The organism is Micromonospora sp. NBC_01392 (assembly GCF_045040125.1).
Classification (GTDB): Bacteria; Actinomycetota; Actinomycetes; order Mycobacteriales; family Micromonosporaceae; genus Micromonospora.
In genome coordinates this window covers 1015324-1036950 of sequence record NZ_CP109549.1, presented here as the reverse complement: position 1 = coordinate 1036950, position 21627 = coordinate 1015324, and the positions used below count along the sequence as shown (strand labels likewise).

The 21627-nt window shown below is 71.9% G+C and carries 19 protein-coding genes; 3 read left to right on the top strand and 16 right to left on the bottom strand.

Going from position 1 to position 21627, the window contains the following annotated elements:
* Positions 1–54: 54 nt before the first annotated feature.
* The 6 genes from OG767_RS05000 to OG767_RS04975 form a co-directional block, all read right to left on the bottom strand.
* Positions 55–1335 (bottom strand): ABC transporter permease, encoded by a 1281-nt coding sequence (locus OG767_RS05000; RefSeq protein ID WP_405092354.1) that lies wholly within the window; start codon positions 1333–1335, stop codon positions 55–57.
* Between the two features lie 2 nt (positions 1336–1337).
* Positions 1338–2699 carry an ABC transporter permease gene (locus tag OG767_RS04995; RefSeq protein ID WP_405092353.1) on the bottom strand — a complete coding sequence of 454 codons (1362 nt, stop codon included), beginning with the start codon at positions 2697–2699 and terminating at the stop codon, positions 1338–1340.
* Positions 2696–4246 (bottom strand): ABC transporter ATP-binding protein, encoded by a 1551-nt coding sequence (locus tag OG767_RS04990; RefSeq protein ID WP_405094137.1) that lies wholly within the window; start codon positions 4244–4246, stop codon positions 2696–2698. Before OG767_RS04990 ends, OG767_RS04995 begins: the two co-directional genes overlap by 4 nt.
* 265 nt (positions 4247–4511) lie before the next feature.
* Complete coding sequence (locus tag OG767_RS04985) at positions 4512–5585, bottom strand: BMP family protein (RefSeq protein WP_405094136.1); 1074 nt, start codon at positions 5583–5585, stop codon at positions 4512–4514.
* A gap of 276 nt (positions 5586–5861) precedes the next feature.
* Positions 5862–6203, bottom strand: a complete 342-nt coding sequence (locus tag OG767_RS04980; protein WP_405092352.1) for a hypothetical protein — start codon at positions 6201–6203, stop codon at positions 5862–5864.
* 57 nt (positions 6204–6260) lie between these two features.
* The gene (locus OG767_RS04975; protein WP_405092351.1) at positions 6261–7250 is read right to left on the bottom strand and encodes a hypothetical protein; all 990 of its coding nucleotides are present in this window, start codon (positions 7248–7250) and stop codon (positions 6261–6263) included.
* Between the two features lie 99 nt (positions 7251–7349).
* On the opposite strand from OG767_RS04975, the gene OG767_RS04970 reads away from it, so the two are divergent.
* Entirely contained in the window at positions 7350–7937 is a 588-nt protein-coding gene (locus OG767_RS04970; protein WP_405092350.1) for a TetR/AcrR family transcriptional regulator, read from the top strand.
* Positions 7938–7992: 55 nt separating this feature from the next.
* Here OG767_RS04970 and OG767_RS04965 read toward each other — a convergent pair whose 3' ends face one another.
* The 4 genes from OG767_RS04965 to OG767_RS04950 form a co-directional block, all read right to left on the bottom strand.
* Positions 7993–9792 carry an alpha-amylase family glycosyl hydrolase gene (locus tag OG767_RS04965; RefSeq protein WP_405092349.1) on the bottom strand — a complete coding sequence of 600 codons (1800 nt, stop codon included), beginning with the start codon at positions 9790–9792 and terminating at the stop codon, positions 7993–7995.
* Between the two features lie 140 nt (positions 9793–9932).
* Positions 9933–10832: a sugar ABC transporter permease gene (locus OG767_RS04960; protein ID WP_405092348.1), complete on the bottom strand. Its 900-nt coding sequence runs from the start codon at positions 10830–10832 to the stop codon at positions 9933–9935.
* Positions 10829–12472: an ABC transporter permease subunit gene (locus OG767_RS04955; protein ID WP_405092347.1), complete on the bottom strand. Its 1644-nt coding sequence runs from the start codon at positions 12470–12472 to the stop codon at positions 10829–10831. The genes OG767_RS04960 and OG767_RS04955 overlap by 4 nt, the downstream gene beginning before the upstream one ends.
* Positions 12472–13725, bottom strand: a complete 1254-nt coding sequence (locus OG767_RS04950; protein WP_281942978.1) for a maltose ABC transporter substrate-binding protein — start codon at positions 13723–13725, stop codon at positions 12472–12474. Before OG767_RS04950 ends, OG767_RS04955 begins: the two co-directional genes overlap by 1 nt.
* Before the next feature lie 197 nt (positions 13726–13922).
* Here OG767_RS04950 and OG767_RS04945 point away from each other — a divergent pair, with 197 nt between their 5' ends.
* Positions 13923–14990, top strand: coding sequence for a LacI family DNA-binding transcriptional regulator (locus OG767_RS04945; protein ID WP_405092346.1), 1068 nt, complete (start codon positions 13923–13925; stop codon positions 14988–14990).
* A gap of 180 nt (positions 14991–15170) precedes the next feature.
* Positions 15171–16805, top strand: coding sequence for a glycoside hydrolase family 13 protein (locus tag OG767_RS04940; RefSeq protein ID WP_281942982.1), 1635 nt, complete (start codon positions 15171–15173; stop codon positions 16803–16805).
* A gap of 153 nt (positions 16806–16958) precedes the next feature.
* Here the strand turns inward: OG767_RS04940 and OG767_RS04935 are convergent, their stop codons facing one another.
* The 6 genes from OG767_RS04935 to OG767_RS04910 all read right to left on the bottom strand — a co-directional run bounded on the left by OG767_RS04935 (position 16959) and on the right by OG767_RS04910 (position 21520).
* Positions 16959–17402 (bottom strand): hypothetical protein, encoded by a 444-nt coding sequence (locus OG767_RS04935; protein ID WP_405092345.1) that lies wholly within the window; start codon positions 17400–17402, stop codon positions 16959–16961.
* Positions 17403–17475: 73 nt separating this feature from the next.
* Positions 17476–17850, bottom strand: a complete 375-nt coding sequence (locus OG767_RS04930) for a GntR family transcriptional regulator (protein WP_396772909.1) — start codon at positions 17848–17850, stop codon at positions 17476–17478.
* On the bottom strand, positions 17847–18788 hold the full coding sequence (locus tag OG767_RS04925; RefSeq protein WP_405092344.1) for a YihY/virulence factor BrkB family protein: 942 nt from the start codon (positions 18786–18788) through the stop codon (positions 17847–17849). Before OG767_RS04925 ends, OG767_RS04930 begins: the two co-directional genes overlap by 4 nt.
* A 56-nt stretch (positions 18789–18844) precedes the next feature.
* Positions 18845–19408 (bottom strand): 2'-5' RNA ligase family protein, encoded by a 564-nt coding sequence (locus OG767_RS04920; protein ID WP_396773151.1) that lies wholly within the window; start codon positions 19406–19408, stop codon positions 18845–18847.
* 36 nt (positions 19409–19444) lie between these two features.
* The gene (trpS, locus tag OG767_RS04915) at positions 19445–20470 is read right to left on the bottom strand and encodes a tryptophan--tRNA ligase (protein WP_405092343.1); all 1026 of its coding nucleotides are present in this window, start codon (positions 20468–20470) and stop codon (positions 19445–19447) included.
* 33 nt (positions 20471–20503) lie between these two features.
* On the bottom strand, positions 20504–21520 hold the full coding sequence (locus OG767_RS04910; protein ID WP_405092342.1) for a hemolysin family protein: 1017 nt from the start codon (positions 21518–21520) through the stop codon (positions 20504–20506).
* Positions 21521–21627 lie beyond the last annotated feature (107 nt).

The following is a 21627-nucleotide window of genomic DNA, read 5'->3' as shown; positions in this document are numbered from 1 at the left end:
CCGGAGACGACGGTGCCCGGCGGGTGACCCGCCGGGCACGATGCGTCGGACCGGTCAGCCCTTGACGTACGGCTTGCCGTCGGCGGCCGGCGCCCGCACCCTGCCGACCAGCCCGGCCACCGCCAGGATCGTCGCCAGGTACGGCAGCATCGCCAGGAACTGGCTCGGAATGCTGCTGCCGATCGCGCCCAGGTAGGTGGCGAGCTGGTCGGCGAAGCCGAAGAAGAGCGCCGCGAGCAACGCCCCGGTCGGGCTCCACCGGCCGAAGATCAGCGCGGCCAGGGCGATGAAGCCCTTACCGCCGATCATGTTCTTGGTGAACGAGTAGAGCGCCAGCGTGTACGACGCCCCACCCACGCCGGCCACCAGACCGGCCATGATCACGTTGCGGTAGCGCAGCCGCAGCACCTTCACGCCGAGCGTGTCGGCAGCGGTCGGGTGCTCACCCACCGACCGGGTCCGCAGGCCCCACCGGGTGCGGAACAGCGCCAGGTGGATGACCAGCACCAGCAGCAGGCCCAGGTAGAGGAAGATGTTGCCGCGGAACAGCGCCGGACCGATCAGCGGGATGTCCTTCAGCAGCGGGATCTCCCAGTTGCTGAAGCGTGGCGCGCTGTTGTACTTCGCCGCGTCGGTCGCCATCAACCGCTCGTACAGGAAGCCGGTGATGCCGACCGCGAGCAGGTTGAGCACGATGCCCATGACCACCTGGTCGACCAGGTAGCGGATGGCGAACACGGCCAGCAGCAGCGAGATGAACGCGCCACCGATCGCGGCGGCCACCAGGCCCACCCAGACGCTGCCGGAGATGCTGCCGAACAGCGCGCCGGAGAACGCGCCCATCAGCAACTGTCCCTCGATCGCCACGTTGACCACGCCGGAGCGCTCGCAGAGCACGCCGGCCAGCGCACCGAAGATCAGCGGCAGCGCCAGGATGAACGTGCCCCGCAGCACGTTGACCAGCGGCATGAAGTTGCGCCCCTCGGGGGCGGCGGAGACCTGCCAGCACAGGAAACTCAGCACGAAGGCGACCAGCCCGGCGCCGAGCAGCAGCGTGAACCAACGCTTGGGCACGCCGGCCAGCAGCGCGGCGCCGGCCGCGGCGGCGATGACGCCGAACAGGATCGCGCCGACCGTGCCGTTGATCTCCAGGGCGGCGCCGCCCTCGGTCTCGCTGAGTGTGAAGCGGGCCTGCTGGTCGGTGGCGAGCGCCCCGAACAACACCGCCGCGACCACGCCCAGCGCCAGCAGGACGGCGCCGGCCTTGCGGGCCCGCGTCCAGAAACCCTCGTCGACCGCGGTGACCGCGACGTCGGGGACAGCGGTGGTGGACATGCTCACCAGCCCTTCGCGAGGCTCGTCTGCAGCCGGGCGGCGCGGGCCGCCCGGAGCTGGAAGATCGCCTTCACCAGGGCGGGCGCGGCGATGAAGATGACGATGAGCGCCTGGAGCACGGTGACCAGCTCCAGCGAGATCCCGGAGTACGACTGCATCCGGTTGCCGCCGGCCTGGAGCGCGCCGAACAGCAGCGCGGCCAGCAGCACGCCCCACGGCTTGACCCGGCCCAGCAGCGCGACCAGGATGCCGTCGAAGCCGATCTGGGCGATCACCAGCGGGGTCAGCGCGTTGGCGGTGGAGCCGAGCACCATGTTCGAGCCGCCGAGGCCGGCCAGCAGACCCGCGATCACCATCACCAGCACGTACGTCTTGGTGACGCTGATGCCGGCGGTCCGGGCAGCGTCCGGGTTCGCGCCCACCGCGCGCAGCTCGAAGCCGAGCGTGGAGCGGTTGAGCAGCCAGGCGATGAACCAGGTGGCCAGCACCGCGAGCAGGATGCCGGCGTGCACCCGCAGGTCGTCGCCGAGCAGCCGGGGCAGTTGCGCGGAGGACTCGACCGGCTTGCTGATCGCGTCCGACCGGGTCGGGTTCTGCACCCCGCTCTGGACGATGATCCAGGACAGGAAGTAGACCGCCACGTAGTTGAGCATGATCGTGTTGATCACCTCGTGGGCGCCGGTACGCGCCTTGAGGATGCCCGGGATGAAGCCCCAGAGCGCACCGCCGAGCGCACCGGCGATCAACGCCACCAGCAGGTGCACGCCGGGCGGCAGCGGCAGCGCGAAGCCGGCCACGGCGGCCAGGATTACGCCGATGGTCGCCTGGCCCTGGGCGCCGATGTTGAACAGGCCGCCCCGGAAGGCCAGCGCGACCGACAGGCCGGTGAAGACCAGCGGCGCGGTGTAGGTGAGCGTCTCCGAGATCGGGCCCATGGCGGCGGTGAAGCCGACCGCGTCCGGGTCGAAGACCGCGCCCTTGAACAGGTTCGCGTACGCCTCGCTGACCACGGTCCAGCTCGCGTTCAGCGCGTCGGCCGGGCGGGCGGTGATGTAGCCGTAGGTGGCCAGCACGTCCGGGTCGGAGACGATGATCAGCACGGCGCCGACCAGCATGGCCAGCACCACCGCGAGCACGGTCACGGTGACCGTGTTGGCCGCCCAGAGGTTCTCCAGGAACAGCCGGCCCAGGCTGGGCCGGGGGCCCTCGGCCGACGGCTGCTTCGGCGCGGTGGTGGTGGTGACCGCCCGCTCGGTGTCGCCGGCCGGCGCGGTCGGCGTCGCGCGGGCCTCGCTGCGCGCTTCCTGCGCCTCGGTCGCCGGTTCCTTGTCCGGGGAGCCCGACGCCGGGTTCGGGTTCGTCATGCCTCGTCCTCGTTGCCAGGGCCCTCGGGGGCCGGGGCGGCGGCGCTGCCCTCGTCCGCGGTCGCGGCGGCGCTGCCCTCGTTCGCGGTCGGGGCCGCGGTGTCCGGGGTGATGCCGGCCATCAGCAGGCCGATCTCCTCGCGGGGCGTGTCCGGGCCGACGATGCCGATGACCCGGCCGCGGTACATCACCGCGATCCGGTCGGCGAGGCCGATCACCTCGTCCAGCTCGCTGGAGACCACCATGACCGCGGTGCCGACGTCGCGCTCGCGGATGACCTGACTGTGGATGAACTCGATCGAGCCGACGTCCACGCCGCGGGTGGGCTGGGCGGCGATGAGGAGCTTCAGCGGCCGGGACAGCTCCCGGGCCACGATCACCTTCTGCTGGTTGCCGCCGGAGAGCGTGCCGACCGCCGCGTCGGCCGACGAGGTGCGGACGTCGAACTGCGCGATCCGCTCCTTCGCCGACTTTGCGATCGCGTCCGGCTTCAGCGACAGGCCCTTGCCGAACGGCGGCCGGTCGTAGATGTCCAGCACCAGGTTCTCCGCCACGGAGAACTCCTTGACCAGGCCGTCGACGCTGCGGTCCTCGGGCACGTAGCCGACACCGGCGCGGAGCACCTTCTTCGTCGACCAGCCGTGGGTCGACTCGCCGTCCAGGCTGACCGTGCCGGCGAGCGTCGGGCGCAGGCCCATGATCGCCTCGATCAGCTCGGTCTGGCCGTTGCCCTGCACACCCGCGACGCCGAGCACCTCACCGGCGTGCACGGTCAGGTCGACGCCGTCGACGGCGCGTACCTGCCGGTCGTCGTCGACGACCAGGCCGGCGACCTCCAGGACCGGCTTGCCCGGCCGGGCCGGCTCCTTGTCCACGGTCAGCCGGACGTTGCGGCCGACCATCAACGCGGCCAGTTCGTCCCGGCTAGCGGTCGGCTCGGCGGTGCCGACCGTCCGGCCGCGCCGGATCACGGTGATCCGGTCCGCGATCGCCTTCACCTCGCCCAGCTTGTGGGTGATGAACACGATCGACTTGCCGGCGGCCTTGAGCGACCGCATGACGGTCAGCAGCTCGTCGGTCTCCTGCGGGGTGAGCACGGCCGTCGGCTCGTCGAGGATCAGCAGGTCGACGTCGCGGGTCAGGGCCTTGACGATCTCCACCCGCTGCTGGATGCCGACCGGCAGGTCCTCGATCACCGCGTCCGGGTCGACCCGGAGGTTGTACCGCTCGGAGACCTCGGCCACCTCGCGGCGGGCCCGCCGACGGTCGAGGAACCCGGCGAAGGGCACCTTGACCTGCTCGGCGCCGAGCATCACGTTCTCGGCCACGGTGAAGACCGGCACCAGCATGAAGTGCTGGTGCACCATGCCGATCCCGGCGGCGATCGCGTCCGACGGGCCCTTCAGCTTCAGCGGGCGGCCGTCGACCAGGATCTCGCCCTCGTCCGGCTGGTAGAGCCCGTAGAGCACGTTCATCAGGGTCGACTTGCCGGCGCCGTTCTCGCCGAGCAGGGCGTGGATCTCTCCAGGCTCCACCGTGAGGTCGATGTGGTCGTTGGCGACCAGATCACCGAACCGCTTGGTGATGCCGCGCAGTTCGAGTCTCAGCGCAACCTCCTGGAGTGCGAGCGATGGTGCAGCGTAGCGACTTGCCGCGCCGCCACCGCGCCGGGTGGGGGATGGGGGATGAAGGTGACCGGCCGCCCCGGAGGCGCGGGGTTCGGACCCCGTACGCCCGGGACGGCCGGATCGTGCTACCTGGTGCCCGCCGGCCCCGCTGCCGATGATCTCACCGCGGCGGCCGGCGGAGCGGTCACTTGGTCGGCTGGGCCTTCGAGGTGACCGTGACGGTGCCGGCGGCGATGTCCGCCTTGATCTTCTCGACCTCGGCCTTGAGGTCCGCCGGGACCTTGCTGTCGAAGTCGTGGTACGGCGCGATCGAGACACCGGTGTTGGCCAGCGTGCCGACGAAGCCCGGCTGCGCCTGGAGCTTCTCGCCACCGGCGGCCTTCACCACGGCCTCCTTGACGGCCTCCGGGATGTTCTTGACGACCGTGGTCACGATCGCCGAGCAGTCCGGGGTGCTCTCGCAGCCGTCAACGTCCACCCAGACGACCGAGTACTTGCCACCCGAGGCCTTGGCCGCGGCGGTGGTGCCGAGGCCGGCGCCACCGGCGACCGGCATGATGATGTCGGCGCCCTGGGCGACCAGCGCGTCGGAGACCTTCTTGCCCTCGTCCTGCTTGACGAAGTCGTTGGTGAAGGAGCCCTTCTGAGTGGCCTTGTCCCAGCCCAGCACCTGGACGTTCTTGCTCTTGGCCTTGTTGTAGTACGCCACGCCGTCAGCGAAGCCGTCCATGAAGATGGTGACCGGCGGGATCGGCAGGCCGCCGTAGGTGCCCACCTTGCCGCTCTTGCTCATCCCGGCGGCCAGGTAGCCGGCCTGGAACGCGGCCTGCGCGGTGTCGAACTGCATCGGGTAGATGTTGCCCACACCCGGGTTGGCGTCCACGATCGCGAACTGCTGGTTCGGGTTCGCGGTGGCGGCCTTCTTGGTGGCGTCCGACATCAGGCCACCGACGGCCAGGATGAAGTCGCACTTCTGGTTGACGAACCCGGTCAGGTTGACCTCGTAGTCCGCCTCGGCCTTCGACTGGACGTTCTTGATCTCGATGTTGTCGTTCTCCTTCTTCGCCTCCTGGAGGCCCTTCCAGGCGGAGGTGTTGAAGGACTTGTCATCGATGCCGCCGACGTCGGTCACCATGCAGGCGCTGTACTTCTTGCCGCCGTTGCCGCCGGCGTTGTCGTTCTTGTCGTCCGGAGCCTCACCACACGCGGCGGCGCCCAGCACGAGGCCACCCGCCACGAAGGCGGAGGCGATCCGCATCCCACGCACAGAGCGCAAGACGTCTCCTTCCCATTGCGCCCGCGTCGTGCGCGGTACGCATGCCCTTGCGCCGGCCTGCGGTGTGCGGCCGGCGTCCCACGTTACGGACGGGAGCGTACGCCCGCGCCCACCCACCGGCCGACAATCGTGCACGACTGTTGAGCGTCCGTTACCCCGGTGTAACCCTTGCGTGGGGCAGATCACTTCTGGGGCCGGTAGGGGTGCACGGGCGTGTCCCGAACGTCCGTTTCCGGGGCCGCCCCCGGTCCCGGCGGACTACCGCCAGAACACCGCGACAGCCGCGTTGACCAGCGTCAACCCGATGATCGCGAGGAAGTGCCCCCGGTTCACGGACTCCCGCTTACGGGAGAAGAAGACCATGACGAAGATGAGCAGCGCGAGCACCAACTTGGTAACAAGCTTCGCCGGGGCCGGCTCGTCGCCGTCCCGCAGGGGTGCGGAGAGCCCGAGACCCGTCAGGATCTGGATCACCGCCCCCCACAGCATGGCCGCGTTGATCCGCAGCCGGCCGCTGACGTACTGGGCGATCCCGCCGCCGAGCAGCAGCGCGAAGCCGATCAGATGGACGTAGAGAAGGATCAGTCGAAGAGCTTCCACGCCGGCCATCCTCCCCCATCAACGACACTGCGTAGTAGTCACCCCGCCGAGCTGCCGTCATACCGTGACCTGGGCCGGCTCGGGTGGCACCGTCACCTCCCCGGCGGCCCCGGCCCGCCGACCGGCCAGGACCAGCACCAGCCCCACCAGCGCGTACCCGGTCAGCACCGCCAGCGGCCGGCCGGCGCCCGCGCCGTCGAAGAACGCCGCCGAGCGCAGCAGCGTGCCGCCCGCGCCGACCGGCAGGAACTGCCCGACCGTCCCCCACGGCTGCGGCAGCAGTTCGGGCGCGGCGGCGACTGCGGAGAGCGGGTTGCCGAGCAGGAAGACGAGCAGCGCCCCGAGGCCGATTCCGGCGCGGCCGAGCAGCGCGCCGAGACCCGCCACCGTGGCGGCGGCGGCGAGCGAGAAGAGACCGATCGCGGCCGCCTCCCGCCACGGGTCGCCGTCGAGCAGACCGAGCCAGCCGTGCAGCACCGTGACACCGGCCGTACCGGCGAGCGCCGCGTACCCGAGCAGGCCGGCCAGCCGCGCGCGGCGACCGGCGACCAGCAGCGTGAGCAGCGCGCCGACCAGCATGCCGGTGAGCGCCAACGGCAGGAACCCGGCGGCGAACCCGGCCCCGCGCGGGTCGTCCGGGTCGGTCGGCACGACCGTCGTCACCGGCACCGGGCGGCCGGCGGAGAGCTGGCCGGCGGCCTCGGAGAGCAGGGCCGCCACGGTCGGGCTGGCGGCCGGCGCGGTGTGCAGGGCGACGCCGTCCGGGCCGGCCACGAACGCGGCGTAGACCACCCGGTCGCGTAGCGCCCGGTCGGCCGCCGCCGCGTCCGGCAGCGCGGTCACCGTGAAGCCGCCGGGGCGGGCGGCGGTCAGCCGGGCGGTCAGCTCGGCGACGGCCGGCGGCGGCCCGGCCACGGCCACCGGCAGGTCGCGCGGCGCGAGGTGCGCGGCAGGGGCCGCGAACAGCGGTACGAGCAGCGCCTGCACCACCACCGCCACGCCGACCAGCAGCGCGGTGAGGGTCCAGGGCGAGCGGGAGCGGAGCATCGTCGCCTCCTTAAAACGAATGTTCGTTCTCTTGAAGCCGAGCGTGCGCCATCGTCGACGCGTTCGTCAAGAACGAACGTTCGCTTTAGAATGTGTGTCGTGCCACGCGTCTCCGAACAGCACCTCGCCGCCCGCCGCCAGCAGATCCTCGACGCGGCCCGGCGCTGCTTCCTGCGCGACGGGTTCCACCAGACCTCGATGCAGGACGTGATCAGGGAGGCCGGGCTCTCGGTCGGTGCCGTCTACCGCTACTTCCCCAGCAAGAACGACCTGATCACGGCCATCGCCCAGGCGGTCGTCGGCACCGCCGACGAGAACTTCGCCGACCTGTCCACCGCCGACCCGCCGCTGCCGCTGACCGGGGTGCTGGAGCGTGCCCTGGCCTTCGTCGACGGCCAGCTCGGCCCGGACGGCGTGCTGCCCCTGGCGTTGCAGGTGTGGAGCGAGGCACAGCGGGACCCGGTGCTGGCCGAGTTCGTCGCCGCCACGTACACCCGGTTGCGCGGCCATTTCGTGACCGCCGCCCGGCGGGCGCGCGACGCCGGCGAGCTGCCCCCCGACACCGACCCCGACGCGGTCGGCGCGGCCCTGTTCGGCCTGGTGCCGGGCTACTTCACCCAGCGCATCCTCACCGGCTCCCCCGACCGCGCCACCTACCTGGCCGGCGCCCGAGCCCTGCTCCGCTGAGGTGTGAGGAGGGGCCCCCTGTTATGCAGAATGCGTTAACCGGGGGCCCCTCCTTTCACCACCTCCAGAGCTGGAAGGTGGGGCCGTCGGCGGGGAGGGTGGCCGTGCCGGGGGGCAGCGCCGGGGCGCCGCCGTAGATGTTCTCGGCGGCCGGCAGGCCGGTCAGGCGCAGCGGGGTGCCGGGGGCGCGGCGGGCCAGCACCAGCACCGTCCCGGTCGGGGCCTCGCGCAGGAAGACCAGCGTGTCCGCGTCGGCGTGCACCCACCGCAGGCCGCCGTGCCGCAGCGCCGGCTCGGCGCGGCGCAGCGCCAGCAGCGACCGGTACGCGTCGAACGTGCGCCGGTCCCAGCTCTCCGGCCGGTGCCACGGCATCGGGGTCCGCGAGCCCTCCCCGTTCGTGCCGGTCAGGCCCAGCTCGTCACCGGCGAAGACCACAGGGGTCCCCGGCATGGTGGCGAGCAGCCCGGCCGCGACCTCCTGCCGGGCCGCGTCGCCCACCACGGTGCGGATCCGGGCCGAGTCGTGCGAGCCGAGGAGCTGCCACGAGTGCGTGTACGACCGCCACGAGACCAACGACCGGTAGGCGTTCATGGTGGCCAGCACCGCGTCCGCGTCCCGCCGCCGGACCCCGCCCGGCGTGCCGAGGAAGTTCGGCACCGGGCCGTCCCCCGCGCGCAGCCAGGACCACACCGGGTCGGTGAACCCGACGTAGTTCATCGTGCCGTGCCAGCCGTCGCGGTCCAGGTCGCCGGTGTGGTCGTGACCGTGCTCGGCGAGCAGCAACGCGTCCGGTCGGGTCTCGGCGACCACCTCGCGCAGCAGTCGCGCCACCTCGTGGGTGTACGCGTCGGCGCCGCGCCGGCCGGTCATGTTCGCCACGTCCACCCGCCAGCCGTCCAGCCCGTACGGCGGACGCAGCCAGCGGCGCAGCAGCGAGTCCTCGGCGGTGGCGAACCGGCGGCGCAACTCGGCGCTGCCCCAGTTGAGCTTCGGTAGCGACTTCACCCCGTTCCACGACTCGTAGTCCTGTCCCGGGAGGTCGAAGTAGTACAGGTCCCGCTCCAACGCGGTGACGTCGGACACCGCGGCGGTGAACCAGCGGTGCGCGTCGCCGGTGTGGTTGCTGGTGATGTCGCCGAGCAGCCGCCAGCCCCGGGCGCGTACCGCGTCGGCGAGCCGGACCAGCGCCGCGTCGCCGCCGAGCAGCGGGTCGACGGTGTCGAAGCTGGACGCGTCGTACCGGTGGTTGGAGCGGGCCGGGAAGATCGGGGTGAGGTAGACCGTGTTGACGCCGAGCCGGTCCAGGTGGTCCAGGCGCTCGGTGATGCCGTCCAGGTCGCCGCCGTAGAACTGGCGGGGCGTCTCCGGGCCGCGCCCGATCACCGGCGTGTCCCAGTCGCACGGGATGGCCCAGTCCGGGGCGGTGCGCCCGGCCGCCGCGGCCGAGCGGGCGAACCGGTCCGGGAAGATCTGGTAGATCACCGCGTCCCGGGCCCAGGCCGGCGGCGGCGCGTAGCTGACCAGCTTGAAGTCGCCGTGGTCCGGCACGTCGTGGTCGGCGGTGCCGGCCGCGTTGAGCCAGCGGGCGCCGGCCTCGCCGTCGAGCAGGAAACGGTAGTTGCTGACCGGGTTGCGGACCTCGACGTCGGCCCGCCACCACACGTCACCGTTCGTGGTGCGGTCGACCACCGCCTCGGCGAAGTGCGGCTCGCCGTCGCCGGTGGTGCGCACGTGCACCTGGTCGACGCCGGCGCCGGCCGGCACCCGGACGAAGACGGGGACGGTCTGCCCGAGCGCGGGCTCCTGCTCCGGGACGTAGGTGGCGGAGCCGTCGTGGTGCGGTGGAAGGGACATGCTGCGGCCTTTCGCGTCGTACCGACAGGGAGTGGGCGGGCACCCGTCGCGGTCGGTCACCCGACCGCGACGGTCCGCCCTCCAAACCGCTCCGGTGTACGCCGACACGACGCCCTTGCCGCAGCGTGAGCCGAGGAGGCTCAGCCTTTGACCGCTCCGGAGGTGAGGCCGGAGACGATGTACCGCTGGAGCAGTTGGAACACCAGCACGGTGGGGATCGCGGTGAGCAGCGTGCCCGCCGCGAACATCCCGAAGTTGTTGTTGCGTTCGCCCGCGACCAGGCCGAACATGCCGACCGCGAGCGTCTTCGACTCGGTGTTGGTGAGGAACACGTTGGCGATGATGAACTCGTTGATCGACCCGATGAACGCGAGCAGGCCGGTCACCGCCAGGATCGGCGCCACCAGCGGCAGCATGATCCGGAAGAAGACCTGCACGTGCGACGCGCCGTCCATGGTCGCCGACTCGTCCAGCTCCTTCGGCAGCGTGTCGAAGAAGCCCTTCATCAGCCAGGTGTTCGCGCCCAGCGCGCCACCCATGTAGAGCAGGAACAGGCCCCACGGGGTGTTGAAGCCGATCGACGGGTACAGGTCGGTGATCGTGGTGAAGATCAGGAAGATCGCCACGATCGCCAGGAACTGCGGGAACATCTGGATCAGCAGCAGCGTGAGCAGGCCGATCCGACGCCCGGCGAACCGCATCCGGGAGAACGCGTACGCGGCCAGCGCCGACAGGAAGATCGACGCGAAGCTGGCCACGCCCGCCAGCAGCAGCGAGTTGAGGAACCAGTGGCCGAACGCGGTCCGGTCGAACAGGTTGGTGAAGTTCTCCAGCGACGCGCCGGTCGGCAGCAGCTCGGTCGAGGAGAGCGTGCCGAGCGGGTTGAGCGCCGCGGAGATCACGAACATGATCGGGAAGAGGCTGAACAGCACCGCCAGCACCCCGACCAGATGCCGCCAGCCCACCTGGGCGAACCACCGGCTGCGCGACCGGCCGACCGGGCTGCGGTGGGCCGCCGGTGTTTCCGCGATGCTGGTCACGAGTACACCTCCTCCTGCTTACGGGTGCGCCGGAAGCTGATCGCCGAGACGGTCGCCACGATCGCGAAGATGAAGATCGAGACGGTGGCGGCCAGGCCGTACTCGGCGCCCTGAGCGCCGAACGCCAGCCGGTACGTGTAGGTGATCAGCAGGTCGGTGGCGCCGTTGCGCGGGTTGTCCGGCGCGAACGGGCCGCCCTCGGTGGTGAACAGGATCGCGTTGACGTTGTTGAAGTTGTACGCGAACGACGCGATCAGCAGCGGCGAGAGCGCCACCAGCAGCAGCGGCAGGGTGACCGCCTTGAACGACTGCCACGGGCTGGCCCCGTCGACCGAGGTGGCCTCCGTCAGCTCCCGCGGGATGGCCTGGAGCGCGCCGGTGGCCACCAGGAACATGTACGGGTAGCCGAGCCAGAGCTGCACCAGCAGCACCGCGACCCGGGCCGACCAGGCGCCGCCGAACCAGTCGACGTCCAGCCCGAACAGGTTGTTGAGCAGGCCGAAGTCGGTGTTGAACATGTCCCGCCAGACCAGCAGCATCGCGAACGACGGCATGGCGTACGGGAGGATCAGCAGCATCCGGTAGAGGTTGGTGCCCCGCATCCGGGGCGAGTGCAGCGCGAGCGCGATGGCCATGCCGAGCAGGAAGGTGAACCCGGTGGAGCCGATCGCGAACGCGAAGTTCCAGGCCAGCGTGCCGAAGAACGGGCCGGAGATGTTCGGGTCGGTGAGCACCGCGCCGACGTTCTTCAGCCCGACGTTCACCTTCCAGCCCTGGCTGAGCCGCTCGCCGTCGGCGGCGACGAAGGAGCCGACCTTCTCGTCGGCGGTCCAGGTCTTGCCGCTCTCGCTGTCTCGGATGCAGTCGCAGCCGGCGTCGTACGCCCGGGCTGCCTTGCCCTCGTAGGCCCGGGTGAGGCCGTTGGAGCGGATGGCGCCGTCATCGGTCGGCACGATCAGCGCGGTGACCGCGTCGCTGCGGCTGCTGGCCTGCCCGATGTTCAGCACGGTGTAGCCGTCCGCGGCGGTGATCTTGCCGCTGAGGCTGCTGACGGTGACGGCGCCGGCGTCGAGCTGGCGCAGCCCGCCCGCGTCGCCCGCGAAGACCTCCTTGGTCTTCGGGTCGCTGAGCAGGAAGGTCAGCGGGCCGGTCGCCGGGTCGCCCTTGGTGGCGATGGTGAGCGAGTACTCGGTCGAGCCGGGCACCTGCTTCACCGAGGAGGTCTGGATGGCGACGACCGCGTCGTCCTTGCTGCCGCGGTGGCCGTCGCCGAAGTTCGTGAACGCGGTACTCGCGGTGAGGAGCACCGGCAGCACCTGGAACGCGATCAGGAAGAGCGTGCCGGGGACCAGGTACTTGGCCGGGATGTGCCGGCGACCCAGGTAGAGGTAGAACAGGGCGGCGGTGGTGGCCACCAGGACGCCGAGCCCGATCCAGTGCCCGGCCTCGATGAGCGGGAACGCCGCCCAGAGCGCGATCCCGGCCACCAGGCCGAGCAGGACCACCTTGACGACGAGGCCGGTCGCGGTGATCGGCGCGTGGTTCCGCGCGGTACGCGAGGTGCGCGGGAGCCCGGGACGAGCGGGCTCCCGGCCCGGGGTCCGCGTGGCGGACCCCGGGCCGGACAGCGGCGCGCTCATTACTTGATCTGACCCTGGATGGTCTTGCCAGCGGCCGTGATCGTCTTGGCCGGGTCGGCGCCACCGATGACGGCGGCCTCGGCCTTGCCGAACGGGTCCCAGATCGCGGCCATGGCCGGGATCGCCGGGAGCACCTGGCCGTTCTTGCCGGCCTCGGAGAACTTCGCCAGGTCCGGGTCCTCGCCCTTGACCTGGTCGAAGGCGGCGGTCAGCGCCGGCGGGCGCGGCTCGGCCTTGTACAGCGCGACGGCCAGCTCGGGCTTGGTCACGTAGTTGGTGACGAACTCCTGGGCCAGGGCCTTGTTCTTGCCCTTGGCGGCGACGTAGAACGCCTGGACGCCCACGAACGGCTGGGCCTCCTTGCCACCGGCGAAGCCGGGGACCGGGGAGATGTCGTACTTGATGCCGGCCTTCTTGGCGTCGGCCACGGCCCACGGACCGGAGACCAGGAAGGCGCACTTCTTGCCGGTGAAGGTGGAGATCGAGTTCTCCGGGGTGATGGACCGCTTCAGCGCGCCCTCGCCCTTCTCACCGAGCTTCGCGATCTTCTGGAACGCGGCGATCGACTCCGGCTTGCCCACGCCCAGGTCCTTCGGGTCGTAGTCGCCGTTGGCGGCGGTGCCGAACAGGTAGCCGCCGGCCGAGGAGTACAGCGGGTAGATGTGGTACGCGTCGCCGTTCTGGCCGGACTGGAGGCAGAGGATCTCGCTGGCCTTCTTCTCCGCCTTGAGCTTCTTGCCGGCGGTGACCAGGTCCTCGATCGTCTTCGGCGCCTCGGGGGCCAGCTCGGTGTTGCGGAGCAGCGCCAGGTTCTCGGTGGCGTAGGGCACGCCGTAGAGCTGGCCGTTGAAGGTGACCGCCTTGACCGCGGTCTCGTTGAAGCCGGCCTTCTGCTCGGCCGTGAGCTGGACCGGGTCGATGGCGCCGTTCTGGACCAGGTTGCCGATCCAGTCGTGCGCGCCGACCACGGCGTCCGGGCCGCTGCCCTGCTGGGAGGCGGTGACGAAGTTGGTCTGCAGGTCCTTGGAGACGGCCTGCACCTCGACGGTCACGCCGTTCTCCTTGCCGAACTCCTCGGCGAACGGCTTGAGGGCGGCGGTGCGCTTGTCGTCGGCCCAGATGACCAGCTTGCCGCCGGTCGCCTTGCTGGCGGACTGCTCGGCGGCCGGCTTGTCGCTGCCGCTGTCACCACAGCCGGACGCGGCGAGCGCCAGGCCGAGGACGGCGACCACACCCGCGGTACGGATGCGCATCGGTACTCCTGTCGTCATGGCGGCACGCCGGGGGAAGGGCGACCGCCAGTGGGAACCTCTGAAAATTCTTGCTGACCGGCGCGGGGGTGCTGCGCCGCTGCTCTCGCATGTTGCGGGGACGTTAGCAAGAGGTTGCAGAGAATGGAAGGGCTTGCAGAAGTGTACGCAAGACTTTGCCGTTGAGCTAAAGTGCCGCCATGCGCGCTCGACTGTCCGACATCGCCCAACAGGCCGAAGTCAGCGAGGCCACGGTGTCGCGGGTGCTCAACGACCGCCCCGGAGTGGCCCCGGAGACCCGGCAGGCCGTCCTCACCGCCCTCGACGTGCTCGGCTACGAGCGCCCGGCCCGCCTGCGCAAGCGCAGCGCCGGGCTGGTCGGCCTGGTCGTGCCCGAGCTGGACAACCCGATCTTCCCGGCGTTCGCCCAGATCATCGAGTCCGCGCTGGCGCCCACCGGCTACACGCCGGTGCTGTGCACCCAGACCCCGGGCGGCGTCCGCGAGGACGAGTACGTCGAGATGCTGCTGGACCGGCAGGTCTCCGGCATCGTCTTCGTCTCCGGTCTGCACGCCGACACCGCCGCCGACCACGACCGGTACCGCACGCTGCTCGCCCGGCCGCTGCCGATCGTCATGATCAACGGGTACGCGCCGGGCATCCCCGCGCCGTTCGTCTCCTGCGACGACCGGGAGTCCGCCGAACTCGCGGTCGCCCACCTGGTCGCGCTCGGACACCGGCGGATCGGCCTGATCACCGGCCCGGACCGGTTCGTCCCGGTGCAGCGCAAGGTCGCCGGCTACAAGGCCGCGATGCGGCGCCTCACCGACATCTCCGAGGACGACCTGGCCGAGCTGACCGAGCTGTCCCTGTTCGGCGTGGAGGGTGGCGAGGCCGCCGCCGGCCGGCTCATCGGGCGCGGGGTGACCGGCCTGGTCTGCGGCTCGGACCTGATGGCGCTCGGCGCGATCCGGGCGGCCCGCCAACGCGGTCGCTCCGTCCCCGAGGACGTCTCGGTGGTCGGCTACGACGACTCTCCGCTGATGGCCTTCACCGATCCGCCGCTGACCACCGTGCGCCAGCCGGTCGCGGCCATGGCGGTGGCCGCCGTACGCGCCCTGGTCGACGAGATCAACGGGCACCCGTCGCCGAACTCCGAGTACCTGTTCCGCCCGGAGTTGGTGGTACGCGGCTCCACCGCGGTCGCCCGACCCGCCCCCACCGCCAAGCGCCAACGCCCCGCCCCCACCCTTCCCGTCCCCGCCTGACCCCGTCCCGCCCGACCCCGGCGCGGGCGTCTCGGGATCTGGGAGAGGTGCGGACGGTGACCGGGCTGGTGGGGTGGGTGATCGGCGTCATTTCTTGCGCAAGGAATGCTTGACTCTTGCAGCGCCGACGCGGCATTCTGCTCAGACACGCCGCGCCGCCACAGAACGGGATCGACACCGATGACCTCCGCCCCCACCCCCACGCCACCGGCCACCGACGACGACTGGTGGCGGTCCGCGGTCGTCTACCAGGTCTACGTCCGCAGCTTCGCGGACGCGAACTCCGACGGCGTCGGTGACCTCCAGGGCATCCGGGGGCGCCTGCCCTACCTGCGCGAGCTGGGCGTGGACGCGCTCTGGCTGACGCCGTTCTACACCTCCCCGCAGGTCGACGCCGGCTACGACGTGGCCGACTACCGCGACGTCGACCCGCTCTTCGGCAACCTCACCGACTTCGACGAGATGATCACCGACGCGCACGCGCTGGGCCTGCGGATCATCGTCGACCTGGTGCCGAACCACACCTCCAGCGCGCACCCCTGGTTCGCCGCGGCGCTCGCCGCCGGCCCGGGTTCCCCGGAGCGCGAGCGCTACCTGTTCGCCGACGGCAAGGGCGAGCAGGGCGAGCTGCCCCCGAACGACTGGGAGAGCATCTTCGGCGGCCCGGCCTGGACCCGGGTGGTCGACGGCCAGTGGTACCTGCACCTGTTCGACCCGGCCCAGCCCGACCTGAACTGGCGCCACCCCGAGGTGCGCGCCGAGTTCGAGGACGTCCTGCGCTTCTGGCTGGACCGCGGCGTCGACGGCTTCCGGATCGACGTGGCGCACGGAATGATCAAGGCCGAGGGCCTGCCGGACGTCGGCTTCAGCACGATGACCACCGGGCAGCGTCAGTCGGATCTGCTCGGCAAGGGCCGGCTGCCCTACTTCGACCAGGACGAGGTGCACGACATCTACCGCGCCTGGCGGCCGATCCTGGACAGCTACCCGGGCGGCCGGATGGCGGTCGCCGAGGCGTGGGCCGAGACACCGCAGCGGCTGGCCCGCTACATCGGCCCGGACGAGCTGCACCAGGCGTTCAGCTTCGACTTCCTGGAAGCCACCTGGTCGGCCGACTCGTTCCGCAAGGTGATCGACACCGCGCTGGCCGAGTCGACAATCGTCGGCGCGCCGACCACCTGGGTGCTCTCCAACCACGACAAGCAGCGCCACGTCACCCGGTACGGCGACGGCGAGGTCGGCCTGCGCCGCGCCCGGGCCGCCGCGCTGCTGATGTTCGCGCTGCCCGGCTGCGCCTACGTCTACCAGGGCGAGGAACTCGGCCTGCCGGAGGTGCTGGACCTCCCCGACGAGCTGCGCCAGGACCCGTCGTTCCTGCGCACCGGCGAGAGCCGGGACGGCTGCCGGGTGCCGATCCCGTGGAGCGGCGAGCTGGCCCCGTACGGCTTCGGGCCGGACGGCAGCGAACTGAGCTGGCTGCCGGCGCCGGCGACCTGGCGGGCCCTCTCGGTGGCCGCCCAGACCGGGGTGCCCGGCTCGACGCTGGAGCTGTACCGGGCGGCGCTGCGGGTCCGGGGCACGCACCCGGCGCTGGCCGGCCTCGGCGGCATCACCTGGCTGGAGACCGAACCCGGCGTGCTGGCGTTCCGTCGCGCCGCCGGGGACACGGAGCTGACCTGCGTGGTCAACCTCAGCGGCGCGGACGTGACGGTCGCCGGCTTCGGCCGGCCGCTCGTCGCCAGCGCCGATCTCACCGAGCGGGGCGACGGGCACGTCCTGCCGGTGGACGCGGCTGCGTGGTTCGAACGGCGCTGAGCCGGGTAACCCGCCAATGACCTGGTCGTCCGTTGTGCTCCGCGCCGACGGGCGGCTGGGCTGCCGACCCCTTGTGGTGGGGGGTGAGGTGACATCGGCCCCCGGGAGTCCGCTCCCGGGGGCCGGCGTCCGTTCGGGGCGCCGCGCCGGTGGTCAGCCGCCCTTGGCGGTGAGCAGCGCGGCGATCCGGGCGAAGCCGGCGCGGACCTCGTCGGCGTCCGGCGGCTGCGCCGGTTCCGGCTCCGGCTGGCGTTCGGCGGCCAACTCCAGCTCGTCGTCGATGACGTCCTCGAAGTCGCCGTAGAGATCTGCCTGGTCGGCCTCGGCCGCCTCGTCCTCGGCGGCGATCTGCGCGGCGGCGATCTCACCGCGGATCTCCTCCGGCGTCAGCGCCGGCAGCAACGGCTCCACGACCGCCATCAACTGCTCCTCGGCCACCACCGCCTCGGCCAGCGCCAGCGCGTGCGGCCGCTCGTACGGGCCGCAGACCACGGGCTCCCACTCGTCGTCGGCGGCCAGCGGGCCGAACGTGATGATCCAGGGCAGGCCGAGCATCGGCGAGTCGTCCGGCAGGTCCAGTGTCACGAGTGCGCCCACCGGCCCATCATTGTCGTTCCGCGCCCGCCCGGGGACCGCAATCCCCCGAGTCCCACCGCTCAGGCGACGGCGCTCAGCCGCGCGTACCGGCGTCCAGCGCCGCCCGGACCAGGGCGACCGCCCGCTCCGGCGGCACCCCCAGGCGACGCGCCTCGGCGGCGTAGTCGGCCGCGGCCCGGTGCAGCCGGTCGGTGGCGTCGTCGCGCCCGGGCGCCACCACCGTGCCGTGCCGGCCCCGGGTCTGCACCAGCCCGGCGGCCTCCAGCTCGCGGTAGGCCCGCGCCACCGTGTTCACCGCCAGCCCCAGGTCGGCGGCGAGCTGCCGGACCGCGGGGAGCCGGGTGCCCACCGGCAGCCGTCCGTCGCCGACGGCGCTCGCGAGCTGGGCGCGCACCTGCTCGTACGGGGGTGTCGCCGACTCCGCGTCCACCCGGATCCGCGGGCTCATCCCCCGCCACCCGGGGTGCCCGGATCGGTCTCCTCGTCCAGCACGTCGGCCTCCACGTCCACCTCCCGCGCACCGCCCTCGGCCAGGTCGACCACCCGGCCGTACCGGCTGGTGGCGGCGAGCGCGGCGCCGAAGAGCACCATCTGGTTGAGCAGGTAGAGGTAGAGCAGCAGGCCGACGGCGGTCGCCACCACCGTGTACGCCGGATTCCGCTCGGTGCGCACCACGTAGTAGCGCCCCACGGTGTTGAGCAGCGTGATCCCGATCGCGACGGTCAGCACCGCCGGGCGCAACCGGCGGCGGCTCATCCGCAGCCGGGGCACGGCCAACAGCAGCGCGGCGGCGAGCACGGCGTTGACCAGCACGCTCAGCACCGCGCTGACCGTGGTCAGGCCGACCGAGCCGGTGCTGCGCAGCAGGAAGCGCAGCAGCGACTCCAGCGCGTCGACGGCGGCGACCGAGACGAACAGCAGCACGAAGACCGCGACCAGCACGCCCAGGTCGACCAGGTGGCGCACCACCAGGTTGCCGGGCTGCTGGTTCAAGCCGTACATCAGCCGCTGCGACGAGCGGATCGCCTCCACCCAGCCGATCCCGGTGAAGACCAGGATGATCAGGCCGACCACGCCGACGGTGTTGCTGCTCTCGGCGATCTGCGCCGGGTCGACAAAGGGCAGGTTCTCCCGGAGGAACTCGGCCGCCGCGCGGCTGACGTCCTCGTTGTCCCGCAGCACCGCGCCGAAGATCCAATACGCGACCAGGGCGAGCGCGAACACGGCGAAGAAGCCGTAGTAGGCGATGGCGGCGGCGAGCCGCCCGGCGAGCAGGTCGGCGTAGAGCGTCCCGGCCAGCCAGACGTGGTCGAAGGCGGACGAGCGACCGCGGGCCGCGTCGATCCGACGCCCGACCGCCACCTCGATCCGGCCGAAGACGTTCACCCCGCCATCCTCGCCGATCGTCGCCCTCGGCGGAGGCGGCCCGGCCGGCCGGATGTTCAGCGCGGGCCGCCGAGCCGGAAGTCGCGACGGGGCTGCCACCGGGTCGCCCCGCTGTGCGAGAAGAGCGTGAACGCCTCCACCTCGAACAGCGCGGAGAAGTCGGCCAGGTCCTCGTACGCCTTGTCGAGCACCTCGGGCGGCACGTCCTGGGCCACGGTGACGTGCGGGTGGTACGGGAAGCGGGCCTCGCGGTGCAGCTCCGGGGCCGAGTTGATGGCGGCGGCGAGCAGCTCGCACTCGCTGATCCCGGCCGCCACCGTCACGAAGACCACCTGGGTGACCGGGCGGAACGTGCCGGTGCCGCGCAGGTGCAGCGTGAACGGCAGGTGCGTGGCGGCCACCCGGCTCAGGTGCGCCTCGACCGCGGGCAGCGCGCGTACCGGGATCTCGGTGGGCCCGAGCAGGGTGACGTGCGCCGGGACGGCCTGCGGGTCGCCTGCGGAGACCCGGCGGCGGGTGAGCAGCCCGCCCCACGGCTCGGGCACGTCGACCGCGATCCCGATCTGGATCGTGTCCCCGCCGCCCGGCGCTGCGTCACTGCCCGCCACGTTGCGCGCCATCCCTCCGCTCACCGTCACCGTTCCCCGCCCGCGCCGCTACGCGGACCGCACCGGGGGAAGGAACCCGACCCGTTCGTACGCGGTGCGCAGCGTGTCGACCGCCACCGCCCGGGCCTTCTCCGCGCCCCGCGCGAGCAGCTTGTCGAGCTGGGCCGGGTCGTCCAGGTAGCCGTTGGTGCGCTCCTGGATCGGGGTGACGAACTCCCGCACCACCTCGGCGAGGTCCTTCTTGAGGTCGCCGTAGCCCCGGCCGTCGTACGCGGCGACCAGGTCGTCGATGCCGCGACCGGAGAGCGCGGAGTAGATGGTGAGCAGGTTGGAGATGCCCGGCTTCCCCTCCGCGTCGAAGACGATCTCGCGGCCGGTGTCGGTGACCGCCGAGCGGATCTTCTTGGCCGAGCGGGCCGGGTCCTCCAGCAGGTCGATGATGCCGGCCGGGGCGGAGAACGACTTCGACATCTTGGCGGTGGGATCCTGGAGATCGACGATCTTGGCGGTGTCCTTCACGATGTGCGGCACCGGCACCCGGAAGGTGGGGCCGAACAGCGAGTTGAACCGCTGCGCCAGGTCACGGGAGAGCTCCAGGTGCTGCCGCTGGTCCTCGCCGACCGGAACCGCGTGCGCCTGGTAGAGCAGGATGTCGGCGGCCTGGAGGATCGGGTAGGTGAACAGGCCGACACTGGCCCGGTCGCTGCCCTGCTTCTGCGCCTTGTCCTTGAACTGGGTCATCCGGCCGGCCTCGCCGAACCCGGTGATGCAGCCGAGCACCCAGGCCAGCTGCGGGTGCTCGGGCAGCTGCGACTGGACGAACAGGGTGCTGCGTTCCGGGTCGATGCCGAGCGCGAGGAGCTGCGCGGCGGCCACCCGGGTGCGCTGCCTGAGCACCTTGGGGTCGTGCCCCGCGGTGATCGCGTGCAGGTCGACGACGCAGTAGAACGCGTCGTGGCTGTCCTGGAGCGCCACCCAGTGCCGCAGCGCGCCCAGGTAGTTCCCGAGATGGAACGAGTCGGCCGTCGGCTGGATGCCGGAGAAGACGCGCGGGCGGGCGGGTACGTCGGACATGGCGGCAATTCTGTCAGCAAGCCCCCGGGTCCGTCATGACGGGCCGGCGGGTCGGGCGGGTACGGATGGGCGCGGGCCGCTGACCTCGCGCCGGGGCTCGGGCAGCCGGCGTACGGAGACCGCCAGGCGGGACACCCGCCGGCCGTCGAGCGCCAGCACCCGCAGCAGCCAGCCCTCCGGATCGGCGGTATCCGGCCCGTCGGCCGGGTCGTCCCGCACCGGCACCTCGTCGCCGACCACCGGCAGGCGGCCCAGCGCGGCCATCACGTACCCGCCGACCGTCTCGTACGGGCCGGCGGGCAGCGGCACCCCGGTGCGTTCGGCGAAGTCGGCCAGGTTGAGCCGGCCGTCGACCACGGCGGGCAGGCCGGCGGGCCCCGGATCGGATGGGCCGTGGCTTCCGTCGCGGATCTCCCCGACCAACTCCTCCACCAGGTCCTCGCAGGTGACGATGCCGGCGGTGCCGCCGTACTCGTCGACCACGACGGCCAGGTGGTGCCCTTCCCGACGCATCTCGGTGAGCGCCGCCAGCACCCGTTTGCTGCCCGGCAGCCGCTTCACCTCGCGGGTCAGCGCGCCGACCGCGACCCGGCCGGCCGGCTCCGGGCGCAGCAGCACGTCCCGCAGGTGCACCAGGCCGACGACGTCGTCGTGCGTGCCGTCCACCACCGGGTAGCGGGTGTGCGGGTCGGCCCGCACCAGCCGCTGCGCCTCGGCCACCGGCAGGCCGGCGGCGAGGAAGACCACCTCGGTGCGGGGCACCATCACCTCGCGGACCAGCCGCGCGCCGGCCACCAGCACCTCGTCGATGATCCGGCGTTCGTCCGGGTCGAGCAGCGTGTTGGCGGCGACGAGGTCGCGCAGGTCGGCCTCGCTGATCCGTTCCCGCCCGGCGGTGGGGCTCGCCCCGAGCAGGTGGGTCACCACCCGGGTGGCGCCGTCGGCGGCCCGCACCACGAGCCGGGCCACGGCCCGGGCCAGCGGGCCGGATTCGCGTCGGGGCCGCCCCGACGGTCGCCGCCGGGGCCCGGGACCACCCGCTTCCCGCATGACAAGCATGGTAGACAGCGACCGGTGCCAGCCGGCCGAATGTGCGGATCTGTTCAATCCTGATGGATCGTGGTGGAATGGAGTGACACTCACTCGACCGCCGCGCC

What these genes read in the sequence shown, in the direction of transcription:
- OG767_RS04930 (WP_396772909.1), bottom strand. Translation starts at nt 17,850, where the DNA reads ATGAGCCCGCGGATCCGGGTGGACGCGGAGTCGGCGACACCCCCGTAC.
- OG767_RS04910 (WP_405092342.1), bottom strand. Translation starts at nt 21,520, where the DNA reads ATGCGGGAAGCGGGTGGTCCCGGGCCCCGGCGGCGACCGTCGGGGCGG.
- OG767_RS04995 (WP_405092353.1), bottom strand. Translation starts at nt 2,699, where the DNA reads ATGACGAACCCGAACCCGGCGTCGGGCTCCCCGGACAAGGAACCGGCG.
- OG767_RS04985 (WP_405094136.1), bottom strand. Translation starts at nt 5,585, where the DNA reads ATGCGGATCGCCTCCGCCTTCGTGGCGGGTGGCCTCGTGCTGGGCGCC.
- OG767_RS04950 (WP_281942978.1), bottom strand. Translation starts at nt 13,725, where the DNA reads ATGCGCATCCGTACCGCGGGTGTGGTCGCCGTCCTCGGCCTGGCGCTC.
- OG767_RS04945 (WP_405092346.1), top strand. Translation starts at nt 13,923, where the DNA reads ATGCGCGCTCGACTGTCCGACATCGCCCAACAGGCCGAAGTCAGCGAG.
- OG767_RS04965 (WP_405092349.1), bottom strand. Translation starts at nt 9,792, where the DNA reads ATGTCCCTTCCACCGCACCACGACGGCTCCGCCACCTACGTCCCGGAG.
- OG767_RS05000 (WP_405092354.1), bottom strand. Translation starts at nt 1,335, where the DNA reads ATGTCCACCACCGCTGTCCCCGACGTCGCGGTCACCGCGGTCGACGAG.
- OG767_RS04975 (WP_405092351.1), bottom strand. Translation starts at nt 7,250, where the DNA reads ATGCTCCGCTCCCGCTCGCCCTGGACCCTCACCGCGCTGCTGGTCGGC.
- OG767_RS04940 (WP_281942982.1), top strand. Translation starts at nt 15,171, where the DNA reads ATGACCTCCGCCCCCACCCCCACGCCACCGGCCACCGACGACGACTGG.
- OG767_RS04955 (WP_405092347.1), bottom strand. Translation starts at nt 12,472, where the DNA reads ATGAGCGCGCCGCTGTCCGGCCCGGGGTCCGCCACGCGGACCCCGGGC.
- trpS (WP_405092343.1), bottom strand. Translation starts at nt 20,470, where the DNA reads ATGTCCGACGTACCCGCCCGCCCGCGCGTCTTCTCCGGCATCCAGCCG.
- OG767_RS04920 (WP_396773151.1), bottom strand. Translation starts at nt 19,408, where the DNA reads ATGGCGCGCAACGTGGCGGGCAGTGACGCAGCGCCGGGCGGCGGGGAC.